A 15,784-nucleotide genomic window follows, 5' to 3' on the forward strand; every position below is an offset into this window, starting at 1 on the left:
GAAAGACTTTACACTGCCACCACCCCGGTCATCATGCCCGGACTTGTTCCGGGCATCCTTTCCCCGCCGCCAAGAGGATCGCCGGGCCATTGGGTCCGGCGGTCAAGCCGCCAACATCTGCGATGAAACTACCGCTTGGTCAGCAGCGGCAGGCCCAGTGCGGAGGAGAGCGGTGTTGGATTGCCTGAGAGATAGGGCAGGCCGACGCGGCCCTTGTCACCAAGTTCGCCATCGGTCAGGAGCGGCATGCCGATCATGCTTGAGAAGCTGCAATTGCCGGAGGTGACAGAGGGGAAGCCGAAGATCTTCGATATCGGGTCCGGGTCATTGATGACGGTGGCCATGCCGATGACGCTGGACAGCGGGGCCGCCTCGTCCCACATCGACAGCGGCTCGCTGTGGCTGATGCCGGACTCAACCGGAGAATGGGATTCGAGGATCGTTTCCGCCAGCTTGCCGGAGCCAAAGGGGGCGTGCACGGTGACCAGCGCATGGCCGGCGGCCACGCCCCTGGCATAGATCCTCGCATCGCCGAGATGGACCCGGCCGAGCGCGATCTGGGCGGCGATGGCGGAGACCGGCGTGTCCGCCGCACCGGGCGGGTTCACCACGAAAACATCGCCATAGCCTTCTTCGCGCAGCTCCTCGGCGGCCCTGGCGGCGGTGGCGGGGTCTGCGAACATCCGGGTGATTTCGTTGCTCATCTCGGCTCCTTTTCAGTGCGGTGTGAGTGCGGTGTGAGTGCGGGTGTGGCGGATCATCGGGCAGGGGCGGTGGGAGAGGGGGCAGCTCCGGAAGGGCTTCCGATCAGGCTGCTCATGGTAACGATGGCGGCAATCAGCAGGGTCACCTCCAGACTGTACACCGTCAGATAAGGCGTCATCACGCTGCCGCCGTCAAGCGAAGACAGCGTGTCGCGGATGATGCCGCCCAGCGCCACGCCGATGCCGGCGGCGGTCGCCTGCACCGCGCCCCAGGCGCCCAGCGCCAGGCCGCGCTGTTCCTTCGGCGCGCTGTTCATGGTGGCGGTGAGCGTGCCGTGGCCGAAGAGGCCGGCGCCGAAGCCGATCAGGAAGGTGCCCAGCCCGAAGAGCAGGGGCGACAACAGGGGTGCGGCGAGAATGATCATCAGGAAGGCGGGCACGCCCGCCATGGCGCCGAGCGAGGCCATGCGGAAGGCATCGAAGCCGCGGCTCAGCACATAGGATGCAAGGCTGAAGCCGATGAGGCCGCCCGCCGCCATGGCCGCCGTCAACAGCGTGGTGCGCGACACCGCAAGGCCCAGAACCTGCCCGCCATAAGGCTCCAGCATCACGTCCTGCATGGAAAAGGCCAGCGTGCCGATGCCCACCGCGGCAAGACGGGCCAGCGCCCTGTCGCCGGCCATGAAGCCCGACCATGAGTCCTGGAAGGTCGGGTCGGGCGCCGCCGCATGGCGGGGCTTCGCGGCGCCGCGCGCCTCCTGCTTCCACACGGCGGCGGCATTCAGCAGAATGGTGGCGACGCCCGCGCCCTGGATCACCTGCACAAGGCGGCCCGGCGTGAAATCATGGAGCAGCGCCCCGAAGATCAGCGCACTGACGATCGAGCCCGCCAGCAGCGCCACATACATGAGGCCCACCACATTGGGCTGCTTCTCGGGCGGGGTGAGGTCGGTCGCCAGCGCAAGGCCCACCGTCTGCGTGGTGTTGAGGCCCGCGCCCACCAGCAGGAAGGCCAGTGCGGCCGCGGCCTGGCCGATGATGGGCGGAATTTCGGCGGCATGTCCCTGCCGCGCCAGGACGAGCAGGGCGAAGGGCATGATGGCCAGGCCGCCGAACTGCACCATGGTGCCCCTGTAGAAATAAGGAACGCGCTTCCAGCCGAGTTCCGACCTGTGCGTGTCCGACTTGAAGCCGATGAGCGCGCGGAAGGGCGCGAAGACCAGCGGCATGGCGAGCATGACGGCGACGAGCGAGGCGGGAACGCCGAGCTCGACGATCATCACGCGGTTCAGCGTGCCGACGAGCAGCACCAGCGTCATCCCGGCCGAGACCTGGAACAGCGAGAGCCGCAGCAGGCGCGACAGCGGCACGTCCCCGCTCGCCGCATCCGCGAAGGGCAGATACTTCGTTCCGAGCCCGGCCCAGGCTCTCATCATGCTCCGGCTGATGCGGTTCATGGCATGCTGACGCTCAATGGAGTGCGGGGTTCGTGCGGGAGGAGAGCGGCGCCTTTGGGGTCCGCGCACCTCCCGCGCTGTCGTTGCCGTCCTTTGTGGAACGGCCGCGTCATGCTACTTGGCGGCCAGCTTCGCGCCGTCGATGCCGCCATCGGGCGTCACCTTCACGGTGATGACATAGCCATCGCCGGTCTTCGTGACATTCGACGCCACCGGAGCGATGGTGGTGTCGATGGCGGCCGTTTTCGCGGCGCTGCCGTCGAAGAACTTCGACACCCAGGTGCTGTGCGTCATGACCGACGCATGCACCACGAGAGACGTCACCGCCACGCCGCCGATGAACAGCGGCAGGCCCACCGTCGGGTTGACGACGCACCAGATTCTACCTTGGTTCATGTCATGTCCCTCCTAGTGCAGCCAAGGCGAGTAGATATACGCCAAGAGATGAGCGAAGAGGGCGATCACAAAGAACACCCGCGCGCCATCGATGACGTGCTTATGCAGCTCTTCTGATTCCTTGATGGTGAGGCCGGTGGGCCACACCCGGTTCGGATCGTCTGACATCTAGCTTGTACCTCCAGATTTAGACTTCTCGTGCTGAACCCGCACGCAGGCTTCCCGCCGGTTTTGCGACGGCAGGAGTGGTTTCCTCGCGGTCCTCATGGATTGGGAACCGAGAGTTCGGGGTAGCTCTTGGCCATCGAGAAGCCATAGAGCGGCTTGTTCACGCCGTTGTGGCAGGTGGCGCAGTTGGTCTTGTAGACGTCGCCCGTCGGGCCCTTGCGGTTGGCCGGGAAGACGCCGGCGAGCGGCGTGATGTAGTTCGCGTTGATGTCGCGCACCATCTGGATGCCGTGCCAGGCGGTGACGCGCTGCGGCCGGCTCTGCTCCCAGTTCGAGAAGGCGCGCGAGTTGTGGCAGAAGGTGCAGTTGACGCCGAGGCCCGTCGACATGTGCATCATCAGCGCATAGGTCGTCTCGGTCTTCTTGAACTCAGGCCCCGGGTTGCCCGGCAGCGCGGTGGTGGCCTGGACGCGGATCGCCCCGCCCGGCTCGCTGATGAGCGGCGTGAACGGGTCATAGGGCAGCGACGCGAAGGCCGGAACCGGCTGGCCGGCGAGGTTCTGGCCGTTGCGGCTGGCCGCGAAGCCGCCCGCCTGCCTGGGGCCGGGATTGGTGAACCAGATGTTGGCCGGCACCGCATTGCCGCGGTGGCAGGTGTAGCAGGTGACTCCGGTCTGCGCGACGTGGGCCTTGTACTGCGTGTTGATCGCCCGCGTCATCTGCAGCATGCGGCGCGCCACGACCTTGGTATAGACCTCGTCCGAGGCCATGTTCTCGACGTTGTGGCAATAGGCGCAGCCGGCGTTGTCGCCTTCCTGCGGGGCCACCCACAGCGTGATCGCGCCCATCAGCCGGTTGAACTGCGCGGTGTCGAGATCGCCCAGCACCTGCACGTTCTTGTAGTTTTCGTGATCGTCCCTGACGAGCACGCCGTCGTTGGGAACGGGGTCGTCGGGCGTGGGCAGCGGGTTCGCCGCCTTGACCCTGGCCGCAAGCCGCGGGTTGACAATGTGCTCCATGCCGAGGCCGCGGAAGCCCCATTGCGCCGACTCCATCGGCGGGCGCTCCCACTGCAGCATCATGGGGATGACGAGCAGGGTGCCGATGACGGTGACGAGCAGGGAGGCGGTGAGGGTGGTTGCCGAGAGTTTCATGATCCGCTCGCTCCTATTGCGCCGCCGCCGGGTCGGCGACGGGGGCCGTCAGGTCGAAGGGATAGACCGGGGCCACATGGTGCTTCACCGCCCAGAGATACCAGTTGTCGACGACCGTGCCTGTGAGGAGAATGCCGATGCCGCCGGCGAGCGGGCAGAGCACGGCGAACCACCAGGCCCAGCGGTGGATCGACTCCATGGTGGCGTTGAAACCCATCGTCCAGCGCCAGAACAGGGCCGCGCGCTCCGACGCCGTGCCGCGGTCGACGATCTGCTCGATCTCGCGCTCGCCGCCCAGCCGCGACACGGCGAGGATGGTCGCGCCGTGCATGGCGAAGAGCAGCGCCGATCCATAAAGGAAGGCGATCGAGATCATGTGGAAGGGGTTGTAGAAGAGGTTGCCGTAGCGGATCGAGAAGGCCGCCGTCCAGTCGAGGTGCGGGAAGATGCCGAAGGGCACCGCTTCCGAGAAATCGCCCATGAACAGCGGGCGGATGAAGCCCAGCACCAGATAGAGCCAGATCGCCGCGGCGAAGGCCCAGGCGATATGCGTGCCCATGCCCAGCGCGCGGGCCCGGCGGTAGGTTCTGAGCCACCACAGCAGGATGGACGCGGTGAGGAAGAACCCCGCCATCTGCCACCAGCCGCCCTCGCGCAGGGGAGCGAGGCCCAGGCCGTATTTCGCCGGCGGCGGCTCGAGGCCCAGCCAGAACAGCTGGCGCACGAACTGGACGGGGTTCCAGTTCACCGAGGCCAGCATGTTGAGGCCGATGATCTCGATGGCGATGAAGCCGCACAGGAGCGACATGATGCCCAGCCCGCCCAGATAGACGGGGCCCACCTGCGCATCGCCGATGACGCCCAGGAGCCAGTTGGTGGTGATGCCCTTTTCGCGCGGCCAGTTGCCGGGCTTCATGGGCACGCCCAGATCGTCGGGTCCGTGGACCTGAACGCGGGTGAAGATGTTTTGATATTCGATCATCATGATGAGAGTCCTATCCCGCCCGCGGCCAGACCGGCAGGTCGAGCCACCAGTTCCACCATTCGGGCCAGCCGCGCGTCCAGAAGGGGCCCGAGATCACGATGCAGACGGCGCTGAAGAAGACAGCGCCCAGGGCGAGGAAAAGCCCTAAGCGATGGATGCCGAGCGTGCCGATCGAGTAGCCGATGTGATCGCGGAAGAAGCTGTTCTCGTGCTCGGCCGTCTTCACCGGTTCGCCCCTGGCCGGGTTGGTTGCCGACAGCACCAGGCCGCCATGCATGGCGAGCGCCAGCGTGCAGGTGAAGAACAGGGTGATGGCGATCATATGCGCCGGATTGTAGTGGAAATGGAGATACTGGTATCCGACGTTCGACACCCAGTCGAGATGGCTGATGATGCCATAGGGGAAGCCGTGGCCCCAGGCGCCCAGCAGGACGGGCCGGATGATCTCGAGCGTCACATAGGCGAGGATGGCGAAGGAGAAGGCGACCGGCACGTGCAGCCCGATGCCGAGCTTCCTGCAGATTTCCACCTCGCGCAGCGCCCAGGAGACGAAGGCGCCGGTGGCGCAGACGGTGATGATCTGCCAGAGGCCGCCGTGCTTGAGTGGGGCGAGCGCCAGGCCATAGGAAAGGTCGGGCGGGGCGATGTTTATCTGCCAGAGGTTCCAGGTTCCGCCGATCGCCGCGCCATAGACGATGAGGGCGGTTCCGAGAAGGGAGAAGAAGGCCGTGAGCACGCCGAAGAAGCCGACATAGAAGGGTCCGACCCAGAAATCGAACAGGTCGCCGCCGATCAGCGTTCCGCCGCGCACGCGGTATTTCTTTTCGAAGCTCAGCATGGCCATGATGGTCACTCCTGCCGGTCCGGCCGGCCCTCAAGATCCTGGGGTGGTCACGTGGACGGAACGCGGTGCAAGGCACGTTCCGTCCACAGGAGCCGCGGGACGGACGGCCTCAGCCGACCATCTCGCTGATCGTCGTGTCCAGGCTCGCGGCCTTCCTCGCCACGCCGCCGTCGAGCCAGTTGAACCGGTCGGTGGACAGCAGGATGAAGTGGATGACGAGAGCCAGGACGAACAGGAAGGTCGCCATCGCGACGAGCGTCCTGCGCGGATCGAACAACAGCCAAATGCGCCACATATCCGATCCTCCTTATGTGAACATCGACGTGAGCTGATGCAGAAGCGGGCTCAGGTCGCTGCTTTGATAGCCTTCGGGTCCAGGGATCCACGGGCGCCATTGCCACGCGAGGAAGTGGGCGACGACCGCCACCAGCGTGAAACCAATGAAGCTCGACATGAAGATCGAGTGGAATTCCTTTGCTTCGGCTTCGGTCAGGCCGGAAAGGCCCGACGTCTTGTTATCGGCCATGTTACTGACCTCCGTCTGAGGGCCTTGTTGAGGGGCCCGTTACCGCTGAGTGACCGCGCGGCCCGGTTATCCGCCTTGCTCCGGAGAGCGCGGCGAATAGGAAACCCTTCACATAAAGGCGAAGGGAATGGAGTTGTGGGTCGCGGCCCTGGCGGCGGCGAGGATCGACTTGCCGTCGTCATGGCCGCCGACCCGCGGGCGCACGGCGCGCGGCACGAGCCGGGTGGCTGCGATCGCCACGAGGAACACCGCGAAGGCCAGCCACATGAGGAGGCTGAACTCGAGCTTCGAGTCGTCGTGGCGGTGGGCGTTGATCATCGACATGCTGCTATCTCCTGATGTCAGATGGAAAAGGGCGGGAGCGGGCCATCACGCGAGCTCCCGGGTTGCGTTGCGGACGTCGGCCTCGCCGACGCTTGGCGAGCCGTGTTTGCGGGCCGAGGCTTCCGCGCCGTCGCGCAGGCGCCTGGCCGCCGAGATGCGGACGAGCACCGGCTGGCGCTCCAGCCATTCGTCGAGGAAGGACCTGGCCTCGGCATCCCAGGCGATCTCCTGCTCGCGCCTGGCGGGCGTTGCCTCGACCTTGTCCATGTCGGGGCCGAGCGGCAGGATGTTGAACAGCGCGTCGAACAGCGCGTTGCACACTTCCTGGATGAGGTAGGTCGCCCCCGCATAACCCATGAAGGGCGTTCCCGTGTGGCGGCGGATGATGGCGCCGGGGAAGGAGGCGGGGATATACATGGCGCGGCCCCCGGCCTCCGCCAGATACATGCGCTCATTGTAGCTGCCGAACAGGATGAGCGGGGTCCGCTCTTTTATCAGTGCACGGATGGTCTGGTTGTCGGTTTTCTCGCCGGACTTGCGGGCGACGGCGAAGTTGCAGGGAAGCCCCATCTCCTCGCCCAGAAAATTCTCCAGCCCGCGGGCATAGGTCTCGGAGGCGACGACGCCGAAGCTGGCGGTGCCGAAGAAATCCTGCGTGACGGAGCGCCACAGGTCCCACAGCGGCTTGATGGTGGTGTGTTTCTCGCGCGCGATGAAGGGTTCGGGGTCCAGCCCCAGGATTTCGCCCAGCTTGCGCAGGAATTTGGTGGTCGAATGAAGCCCGATCGGCGCCTGCAGATAGGGCCTGTCGAGGGCCTCGCACAGCTTGCGGCCGAATTCGCGGTACATGCAGATGTTCGCCTCGGCATTGACGAGCCTGGGAACGTCGGCCAGGTGGCTGCCGAGCGGAAAACACATGTTCACGTCAGCGCCGATGCCTTCGACGAGGCGGCGGATCTCGGCGAGGTCGGAGGCCGAGTTGAAGACGCCGTAGATGGAGCCGATGATGTTGACGCGTGGGCGCTCGCCTTCCTTGCGCGGTTTCTGCGTCGGAACCTGGCGTTTCCTGGAGCCGAATTCCGTCCACAGCCAGTAAAGCGCCCGGTCGGCGGATTGCCACTGGTCCTCGTCGATGGTGCGCGGCAGAAAGCGCTGGATGCCGGTGCCCTGGGGTGTCACGCCGCCGCCGATCATCTCGGCGATCGAGCCCGTCACAACCACGCTCGGCATGGAGGGATCGAGCGTCTTGTGGGCGCGGCGCATGGCGCCTTCGGTGCCGTGCTGGCCGAGTTCCTCTTCCGAAAGGCCGGTGACGACGATGGGCAGCTCATGCGGCGGCAGCGCGTCGGTATAGTGCAGAACGGAGGTGACCGGCAGATTCTCGCAGCCCACCGGGCCGTCGATGATCACCTGCAGGCCCTTGATGGCCGTGAAGGCATAGACGGAGCCCCAATAGCCCCCGGCGCGGTCATGATCGATCACGAACATGAGGAGGCCTCCGTCAAACGATCGTCATCCCGGCGAAAGCCGGGACCCCGCTTTGCCAGCCACAAGTTAGCTGGGCCCCGGCTTTCGCCGGGGTGACGGACGTGGGGGAGAGCGCGGAGAATATTCATGTGCCCACCGCCTCTTCCGCCTTGGCCTTGGCCGCCAGCATGCCGGCATATTTCTTGCGGAACTCCGGCCGGTCCACCGGAATGTCTTCCCACACGCCCGCGGCATGGCCTTCGCCCACGCCGTCGAAGAAATCCTTCATCGCGTCGAAGCGGGTCTTGTTGCCCAGGGCCGCGTTGATCACCTGGGCGAGCGAGCCCGCGCCGGCGGGCCCCATCAGGGGCCGCGCCGAAATCAGGTTGGTGAAATAGAGCGCGGGGATCGACAGCGACTTGGCCTTTTGGACGACCGGCGTCGTGCCGATGGCGAGGTCGGGCTTCGCATCCATCATCGCGGCGATGTCCTGCTCCAGCGAGGCGCGGAACTGGATCGTCACACCGCGGGCTTCGAGCCATTCGCGGTCGGCATCCGACCAGCGCGTCTTCGGGCAGGCGGTGCCGACATAGGGAACCTCAGCTCCACTCTCGATCAGCAGGCGGGCCACGAGCAGTTCGGAGCCTTCATAGCCTGACACCGTGATGCGGCCCTTGATGGGCTTTGCCGCCAGCGCAGCCTTGATCGCGGGGAGGATGGCATTCTGCGCCGCCGCGATCCCCGCAGGCGGCACGTTGCAGGCGTCACCGATGGCCTGAAGCCAGGCCGCCGTGCCGTCATGGCCGACGGGCGCGGAGCCGACGACCGTGCGGCCGGCCTGCTCGAATTCGCGGACCGAGGCGGTGTAGAAGGGGTGGATCGCCGCAACGGCGGCGCAGTCGAAGGCCGAGAACAGCTCGCGCCATTCGCGCACCGGCACGACGGGGCCCGCGGCGAGCCCCATCGGCTCCAGCATGCGGCCGATGGAAACGGGATCGACCGGGAACATTTCGCCCAGCAGCGCGATGGCGGGAAGGCTCCCACGCGCGGTGCGCGGGGCGGCAACAGGGCCCTGGCGGATTTCTTCCGCCGCATATTTCAGCATGGCGCCGGAGAGCACGTCCTTGGCCTCCGCATGGGTGGGCACGCCGAAGCCGGGCACGTCGATGCCGATGATTCGCACCCCGTCGATTTCCTTCGGCAGCAGCTGCAGCGGCACGCCCGAAGCGGTGGGAACGCACAGATTGGTGATGACGATGGTGTCGTAGTCCTCCGGCTTCGCCAGCTTGAACACCGCCTCGCGGATGTCCTCGAAAAGCTTGCCGGTGACGAGCGTTTCGGAATTGAAGGGCACATAGCCCACGCTGCGCCGCGCGCCATAGAAGTGGGAGGTGAAGGTGAGGCCATAGACGCAGCAGGCCGAGCCGGAGAGGATGGTCGCGGTGCGCCGCATGCGCAAGCCCACGCGCAGCGAGCCGAAGGCGGGGCACATGCTTTGCGGCTGGTCATGGGGGCCCAGCGCATAGTCGCGCGCATATTGTTCGAGCACGCCGCTTTTTCCCGCGGCGGCCGCGGCCTTGCTCAGCTCTTCCTTGCCCGCATGGCAGGACATGCCGGCGGCATCCGCCGGCTTGGGCGCCGGTTTGGGCGCCGGTTCCGCTCCGGGTCTCGTCCTGTCGATGAGGGTGGTCGCCATGTGCCTTACACCGCGTCGTAGATGACTTCGAGGGACGGCTTCACGATCAGCGTGCCGCCGCACATGTCTTCAGGCGAGGCAGGCTCCAGCACCACGTTGCGGCCCACCGAGTCGCCCGAGAACAGGCCCAGGAGCCCGTCCTGGTCCAGCGGTGTGGGGCGCTGGGGGGGTGCGGTGGCCACGTTCCAGGCGAGTTCGGCGAACATCGCGCCCCACTCGCCGTCCGGCCGGCCGATGATTTCATAATTCGCGCTCTTGCGGCGGATGTCCTCGTTCGCCGGAATGGAGGAGAGAACGGGAATGCCCGCCGCCCTGGCGAAGGCCGCGGCTTCGCCCGTGCCGTCATCCTTGTTGATCACGATGCCGGCCACACCCACATTGCCGCCGAGCTTGCGGAAATACTCCACCGCCGAGCAGACATTGTTGGCGACATAGAGCGACTGGAGGTCGTTCGAACCGACGATGATCACCTTCTGGCACATGTCGCGCGCGATCGGCAGGCCGAAGCCGCCGCAGACCACGTCGCCCAAAAAGTCGAGCAGCACGTAGTCGAAGCCCCAGTCATGAAAGCCCAGCTTCTCGAGAAGTTCGAAGCCGTGGATGATGCCGCGGCCGCCGCAGCCGCGGCCCACTTCGGGGCCGCCCAGTTCCATCGCGAACACGCCGTCGCGCTTGAAGCACACGTCGCCGATCTTCACCTCTTCGCCGGCCAGCTTCTTCCTGGCGGAGGTTTCGATGATGGTGGGGCAGGCCTTGCCGCCGAACAGAAGCGAGGTGGTGTCGCTTTTCGGGTCGCAGCCGATCAGCAGCACGCGCTTTCCCTGCTGCGCCATCATGTAGGAGAGGTTGGCGAGCGTGAAGCTCTTGCCGATGCCGCCCTTTCCATAGATGGCGATGATCTGCGTCTCCTTCTTCGGCGCGGCGTCCGCTTCCATGTTCAGGTCGATGCTGTTCATGCGAATGCGCTCCAATCGAGGGCCATTTTGATGCAGTTGGGGTCGGTGAAGGCCTGTTCGTAGGCTTGCGCCGCCGTCGATGCGGCAGCCTGGTGGCTGATGAGGCCGGAAAGGCTGAGGCGGCCATTCGCCACCAGCGCCTTCACCGCCTGCATGTCGGCCATGGTGAATTCGGCCGCGATGCGGATCCTCGCCTCGCGCATGAAGGCGGGCGGGAAGGCGAATGACAGCGGCTCCTCATAGAAGCCCGCGAGCGTGATCCCGCCGCGCCTGGCGAGCCTGGGGATGATCTGGTCGAGAAGGCCTGCCGCACCCGAGGCGTCGCAGATCGTATGGTAGTCGCGGCGCGTGTCCCCGTCGGGCGTGAGAACGGCATAGCCGGCAGCGCCGTCATGGCGCGCGGCATTGGTTTCGATGACGGTGGGGGCCTCGCCGCCGAGCGCCAGCGTGATGCGCGCGATGAGGCGGCCCAGCACGCCGTGGCCGACGATGAGCTGGGGCAGGGCGAAGCCGTCGCCGGCCACCGCATGGTGCGCCGTGGCGGCCAGCGCGATAAGAAGTCCTTCCTCATCGGCAATGCCGTCGAGCTTCACCGCGCGGGCGGCGGGCAGCACGATGCGCTTCGCGGCGCCGCCGAAAAGGCCCCGCACGTCCCTGTAGCAATTGGCGCCGGGCACGAAGACGAGATCGCCCTCGGCAAATCCGCCGCAAGCCCGGGAGACGCGCGCCACGGTCTCGTAGCCGGGAACCAGCGGATAGCCCATGCCGGGGAAGCTGGGCATGCGGCCGGCCCACAGCAGCCTTTCGGTGCCGGAGGAGATTCCGCTCCACACGGCATCGACGACCAGGTCGTCCGCCTTCGGCTCCTGCAATGCCACCGTCCTGAGCGCCAGTTTGCCCGGCTGTTCGAGGACGACTGCGACCGTTTCCATTCTCGGCCTCCCGGAGAAGCCCGGCCCGCCCCGCAAGCCGGTCCATGGACTCCCTGACTGTCAGCTTACTCTTACACTTCTGTGTGTCAATAGTCAGATACAGTCTTTCCGTTGCGCCGGATTGACAGGCCCTGAGCCTGCCCGGCGCCGCGCTCCGCACCGGGGTTTTGCCTCGCGGAGAGGTGGAGGGACAGGGATGGGGTTGGGGTTGGGGATGGTGGTGGAGATGGGGTTGGGGTTGGGTTTGGGGATGGGGATGGTGGTGGTGGAGATGGGGTTGGGGTCGCGTGCTGGCGATTCATCGCGCGTTGCGGTCACACGTCTGCCGCGCGTTGCGGTCACACTTCTGCCGCCAAAGGGTCACCAGACCGCCATCCTCAACATCATTCTTTCATCCGGCGGCAACCGCAGCCGGCACCATCCGGCAGCCTCCGGCAGCTTCTGGCAGCTTCAAGAGACAACCGGAACGTGCAACAGCAGCAACGGCAACCGGCGCCATCCGGTAGCCTCCGGCGGCAACCGAAATGCGCAACGGCGGCATCCAAAAAGCATCCGAAAAGCATCCGCAAAGCATCTGAAAAGCATCCGCCGGCATCGCCGCGGAACGCTACGGCATCGTCATCCGCAGCAGGCCGGTTACAACCGGATTGCGGGTGGCCATCAGTTCGCAGGTGGCGAATCCGGCGTCCTTCGCCATGCGGCCGAATTCGTCCGGGGTGCGGGTTTTGCCCTGGCCCATGGCGGCGAAGTAGAGGCCGAAATAGGCGTCCGCCACCGGGGCGGTGGCGGCGAGGCCGGAGAGGGGTTCGGCCAGGATCAGCGTGCCGCGAGGCGGCAGCATGCGCGCGACGGCGGCCAGCAGCGTGGCCACGGCTGCATCGTCATGGTCATGCGCGATGCGGATGAGGCTGGCGCAGTCCGGGCCTTTGGGCAGCTCGTCATCAAGGAAGCTTCCGCCATGGATATTGAAGCGATTTCCGAGGTTTGCGCGGGCAAGCTCGGCCACTCTGGGAAGATCGAAGAGGCTCAAATTCAGCTGTGGATAACGCGCCGCGGCGGCTTTGAGGAAGGTGCCGTTGGAGCCGCCGATGTCGATCAGGTGTGTGTGGCGGCCGAAATTATAGGAGGCGAGGATCTCGGCGGCCACCGCCTGCTGCGAGGCGGCCATGAGGGCGGTGTAACCGGCTGCGTTCCTCTGGTCGGCGTAGCTCCAGAAGTCCTTGAGCTGGTTCTGCTTTTTGCTGCCGGAGAGGACGCCGAGCGGGTCCGTCAGATCGGCATAGAGCAGGCTGTGGTGGGTGATGAAGCGGGCGATCCAGGGGTTGCCCGCCAGGGCTGCGCCATGGATGCCGAGGGTCACCTCCCCGGTGCTGGTCCGCTCCAGAATATCGAGCGATATCGAGGCCTTGAGCAGGCGTTCCGCGCGTTCCGCCGGCCAGCCGATGCGCGCTGCGATGGCGGCGGTGGACAGCGGCTGGCCCTGCAGCATCTCGATCAGTCCGAGCTTCACCGTGCAATAGAGGACCTGGCTATAGGTGAAGCCGGCAAGGAGGTCGAAGAGCTGGCGCGAGCGCGCCCGGCTCACCGGCCTGAAGGGCGGAAAATCCACGGCAAATTTCTGGAAGCGGGGGGAGGCGAGCAGGCCGTTGCGAAAGCTCCGCCAGCGGTCCAGGGCACGTCCCGCAAGGCTCATCTCACGCCGCGGCGGTGCGCGCCTGGAGGCCGGTGACGAGGCTCCTCGACACGCCCTCGATCTGCTGTGCCAGCGCCTCGCGCCCCGGACAGTCCGGAATGGCGTTCCGCGCCGCCTCAAGCAGCTCCTCGAAATGCCCCATGGCACCGTCAAACCCCAGTTCTGAAACGAAATTCGGCGCGTGATTGGCCTCGTCCTGGTGCACGGGCTTGCCCAGCTTCTCAGCCGAACCGGCCACGTCGCGCAGGTCATCCGCCACCTGGAACGCCTCGCCGATGGCGAAGCCCAGCTTCTGCCAGGCAAAGGGTTCATAGCCCTGCGACGCCGCGCCGCCCATGGTGCACGCCGCGAAAAGGGCACCCGTCTTGGCCCGCTGATAGCGCACGATATCGATTGTCGGCTCGCATTCCCAGGCCTGCCCGGCGCAAATGCCCGACGGCCCGCCCACGCACCGCGCAAGGATTCCGGACAGCTGCGCCACCCGCTCCGTCCGCAGCGCCAGCCACTCAAACCCCAGCACGATCAGCGCATCGCCAGCGAGGACCGCAATACGTTCCCCAAACGCCACATGAACCGAGGGTTTGCCACGTCTCAACTCAGAGTTGTCAAAACAAGGCAAATCATCATGCACCAGCGACGCGCAGTGAAGAAGCTCCACAGACGATGCAAATGTGATTGCGGCGGATGCATTTTGCGATGCCGCCGTCGCATTTTGCGATGCCGCCGTTGCATTTTGCGTTGCCGCCGTTGCGTTTTGCGTTGCCGCCGTTGCTTTTTTGGATGCACAGGCGTTGCTCACCGCGAGCACCAGGCGGGGGCGAATTCGCGCCCCGCCGGGGAAGACGGCATGGCGCAGCGCTCGGGCCAGAAGCGGTGGAGAGTCACCGCTTGCAGCATGGCCGACGGCCTGTTCGAGTTCCTGTTCGAGGCGGAGTCCGATATCCATAGGCGTGTCTCCCAAGATCGTCAGATAGAAACGTCACTTGTTGCTTCGAGTTCCTGTTCGAGGCGGAATCCGATTTCCGTAGGCGTCTCCCAAGACCGTCAGATCGAAACGTCACTTGCTACTGTAAACAAACATTGACATAGTAATCGCGGCTCCGCAACAGGGAAGCTGCGGGCCGCCAACGGGACCCACATGCCGCGGGATCGCACGATCATCATCGGGGCCGGATTGGGTGGGCTGGCCGCCGCGCTGAGCCTCGCCGCGAGGGGCGAGGAGGTGCTGGTGATCGAGCGCCAGCAGGCTCCCGGCGGCAAGATGCGGCGGCTCGACGTGGCGGGCCGGGGCATCGACGGCGGGCCCACCGTCCTCACCATGCGCTGGGTGCTGGAGCAGGTCTTCGACGAGGCGGGCGCATCGCTGTCCGATCATGTGAGGCTGGAGCCCTTGTCGATCCTGGCGCGGCATGCGTGGAGCGAATCGGAGCGGCTTGACCTCCATGCCTGCCTCGTGGCCTCCGCCGATGCGATCGGCGCTTTCTCAGGGGCGGCGGAAGCGAAACGGTTCCTCGATTTCAGCGCCGAGGCGAAGCGCATCTACCGGACGCTGGAGAAGCCCTTCCTCAGTTCGCAGCGGCCGAACCCGGTGTCGCTGGCGATGTCGAATGGCCTCTCCGGCATGGTGGACGTTGCGCGCATCAATCCCTTCGAGACCATGTGGACGGGATTGGGACGGCACTTCCGCGACCCCCGCCTGCAACAGCTGTTCGGTCGCTATGCCACCTATTGCGGCTCCTCGCCCTTTCTCGCCCCCGCCACGCTGATGCTGGTGGCGCATGTGGAGCAGTCTGGCGTTTGGAGCGTGAAGGGCGGCATGCATGAGCTGGCCCTTGCGCTGGAAGCGCTGGCCCGGCGCTGGGGTGTGACCTTCCGCTATGGCGAGGCGGCGACCGGCATCGCGACCGAGCGCGGCCGCGTGGCTTCCGTCAGCACCGCGACAGAGCTTTTCGACTGCACCAGCGTGATCGTCAATGCCGATGCGCAGGCGGTGGCCACGGGGCTGCTGGGTGGTGCAGTCCAGCCCGCGGTGGCGCCGATCCGGCCGAAGCAGCGTTCGCTGTCGGCCATCACCTGGGCGGCGGTGGCGGAGACCTCGGGCTTTCCGCTGGCGCGGCACAACGTGTTCTTCTCGCGCGACTATGCGCAGGAATTCCGTATGCTGAACACCGGATACCCCGATGAGCCCACCGTCTATATCTGCGCGCAGGACCGCGAGGGTCATCAGGGCGGGCCGGAGCGCTTGCTGCTGCTCGTCAATTCGTCGGCCAACGGCGATCATTCGCCGGAGCCCCGGGTCCGCGTCGAACTCGCCATGCGCGCCAAGCTCGCGCAGTGCGGGCTCAACGTCGATTTCAATCCTGACACCACGATCATCACCGACCCCGCCCGCTTCGAGAGCCTGTTTCCGGCCACGGGCGGCGCACTTTACGGGAGGGCCTCGCACGGATGGATGGCATCATTTCAGCGGCCAGCGGCCCGC

General features: G+C 66.0%; 16 protein-coding genes and 1 pseudogene. 1 reads left to right on the forward strand and 16 read right to left on the reverse strand.

Annotation, left to right across the window (positions count from 1 at the left end; all coding sequences use genetic code 11):
* Nucleotides 1-128: 128 nt before the first annotated feature.
* The 16 genes and pseudogenes from IOC69_RS09225 to IOC69_RS09300 all read right to left on the reverse strand — a co-directional run bounded on the left by IOC69_RS09225 (nucleotide 129) and on the right by IOC69_RS09300 (nucleotide 14,248).
* Nucleotides 129-704 carry a hypothetical protein gene (locus tag IOC69_RS09225; protein WP_290543255.1) on the reverse strand — a complete coding sequence of 192 codons (576 nt, stop codon included), beginning with the start codon at nucleotides 702-704 and terminating at the stop codon, nucleotides 129-131.
* Between the two features lie 53 nt (nucleotides 705-757).
* Nucleotides 758-2,161: a PucC family protein gene (locus IOC69_RS09230; RefSeq protein ID WP_290543256.1), complete on the reverse strand. Its 1,404-nt coding sequence runs from the start codon at nucleotides 2,159-2,161 to the stop codon at nucleotides 758-760.
* Between the two features lie 210 nt (nucleotides 2,162-2,371).
* A pseudogene (locus tag IOC69_RS09235) lies at nucleotides 2,372-2,557 on the reverse strand (light-harvesting protein); the annotation flags it as partial.
* A 12-nt stretch (nucleotides 2,558-2,569) separates the two neighbouring features.
* Nucleotides 2,570-2,725 carry a light-harvesting antenna LH1, beta subunit gene (gene pufB / locus IOC69_RS09240; RefSeq protein ID WP_290543257.1) on the reverse strand — a complete coding sequence of 52 codons (156 nt, stop codon included), beginning with the start codon at nucleotides 2,723-2,725 and terminating at the stop codon, nucleotides 2,570-2,572.
* 95 nt (nucleotides 2,726-2,820) lie between these two features.
* Nucleotides 2,821-3,879, reverse strand: coding sequence for a photosynthetic reaction center cytochrome PufC (pufC, locus tag IOC69_RS09245; protein WP_290543258.1), 1,059 nt, complete (start codon nucleotides 3,877-3,879; stop codon nucleotides 2,821-2,823).
* Between the two features lie 13 nt (nucleotides 3,880-3,892).
* Complete coding sequence (gene pufM / locus IOC69_RS09250; RefSeq protein ID WP_290543270.1) at nucleotides 3,893-4,861, reverse strand: photosynthetic reaction center subunit M; 969 nt, start codon at nucleotides 4,859-4,861, stop codon at nucleotides 3,893-3,895.
* Nucleotides 4,862-4,874: 13 nt separating this feature from the next.
* Nucleotides 4,875-5,708, reverse strand: coding sequence for a photosynthetic reaction center subunit L (gene pufL / locus IOC69_RS09255; RefSeq protein WP_290543259.1), 834 nt, complete (start codon nucleotides 5,706-5,708; stop codon nucleotides 4,875-4,877).
* Nucleotides 5,709-5,817: 109 nt separating this feature from the next.
* Nucleotides 5,818-6,003, reverse strand: a complete 186-nt coding sequence (gene pufA, locus IOC69_RS09260) for a light-harvesting antenna LH1, alpha subunit (protein ID WP_290543260.1) — start codon at nucleotides 6,001-6,003, stop codon at nucleotides 5,818-5,820.
* Between the two features lie 12 nt (nucleotides 6,004-6,015).
* Nucleotides 6,016-6,234, reverse strand: a complete 219-nt coding sequence (gene pufB / locus IOC69_RS09265) for a light-harvesting antenna LH1, beta subunit (protein ID WP_290543261.1) — start codon at nucleotides 6,232-6,234, stop codon at nucleotides 6,016-6,018.
* 108 nt (nucleotides 6,235-6,342) lie between these two features.
* Complete coding sequence (locus IOC69_RS09270; protein ID WP_290543262.1) at nucleotides 6,343-6,558, reverse strand: hypothetical protein; 216 nt, start codon at nucleotides 6,556-6,558, stop codon at nucleotides 6,343-6,345.
* 45 nt (nucleotides 6,559-6,603) lie between these two features.
* Nucleotides 6,604-8,046, reverse strand: a complete 1,443-nt coding sequence (gene bchZ, locus IOC69_RS09275) for a chlorophyllide a reductase subunit Z (RefSeq protein WP_290543263.1) — start codon at nucleotides 8,044-8,046, stop codon at nucleotides 6,604-6,606.
* 124 nt (nucleotides 8,047-8,170) lie between these two features.
* Nucleotides 8,171-9,721, reverse strand: coding sequence for a chlorophyllide a reductase subunit Y (bchY, locus tag IOC69_RS09280; protein ID WP_290543264.1), 1,551 nt, complete (start codon nucleotides 9,719-9,721; stop codon nucleotides 8,171-8,173).
* A gap of 5 nt (nucleotides 9,722-9,726) precedes the next feature.
* Entirely contained in the window at nucleotides 9,727-10,677 is a 951-nt protein-coding gene (locus IOC69_RS09285) for a chlorophyllide a reductase iron protein subunit X (protein WP_290543265.1), read from the reverse strand.
* Nucleotides 10,674-11,609 carry a chlorophyll synthesis pathway protein BchC gene (bchC, locus tag IOC69_RS09290; RefSeq protein ID WP_290543266.1) on the reverse strand — a complete coding sequence of 312 codons (936 nt, stop codon included), beginning with the start codon at nucleotides 11,607-11,609 and terminating at the stop codon, nucleotides 10,674-10,676. Before bchC ends, IOC69_RS09285 begins: the two co-directional genes overlap by 4 nt.
* Nucleotides 11,610-12,216: 607 nt before the next feature.
* Nucleotides 12,217-13,218 carry a methyltransferase gene (locus IOC69_RS09295; protein WP_290543267.1) on the reverse strand — a complete coding sequence of 334 codons (1,002 nt, stop codon included), beginning with the start codon at nucleotides 13,216-13,218 and terminating at the stop codon, nucleotides 12,217-12,219.
* 85 nt (nucleotides 13,219-13,303) lie between these two features.
* Nucleotides 13,304-14,248 carry a polyprenyl synthetase family protein gene (locus IOC69_RS09300; protein WP_290543268.1) on the reverse strand — a complete coding sequence of 315 codons (945 nt, stop codon included), beginning with the start codon at nucleotides 14,246-14,248 and terminating at the stop codon, nucleotides 13,304-13,306.
* A 192-nt stretch (nucleotides 14,249-14,440) separates the two neighbouring features.
* On the opposite strand from IOC69_RS09300, the gene IOC69_RS09305 reads away from it, so the two are divergent.
* Nucleotides 14,441-15,784, forward strand: a 1,344-nt coding sequence (locus IOC69_RS09305) for an FAD-dependent oxidoreductase (RefSeq protein ID WP_290543269.1), incomplete at its 3' end; no start/stop codon positions are given.

Origin of the sequence: Aestuariivirga sp., from assembly GCF_020252405.1 — a bacterium.
In the GTDB taxonomy this organism is placed as follows: domain Bacteria; phylum Pseudomonadota; class Alphaproteobacteria; order Rhizobiales; family Aestuariivirgaceae; genus Aestuariivirga.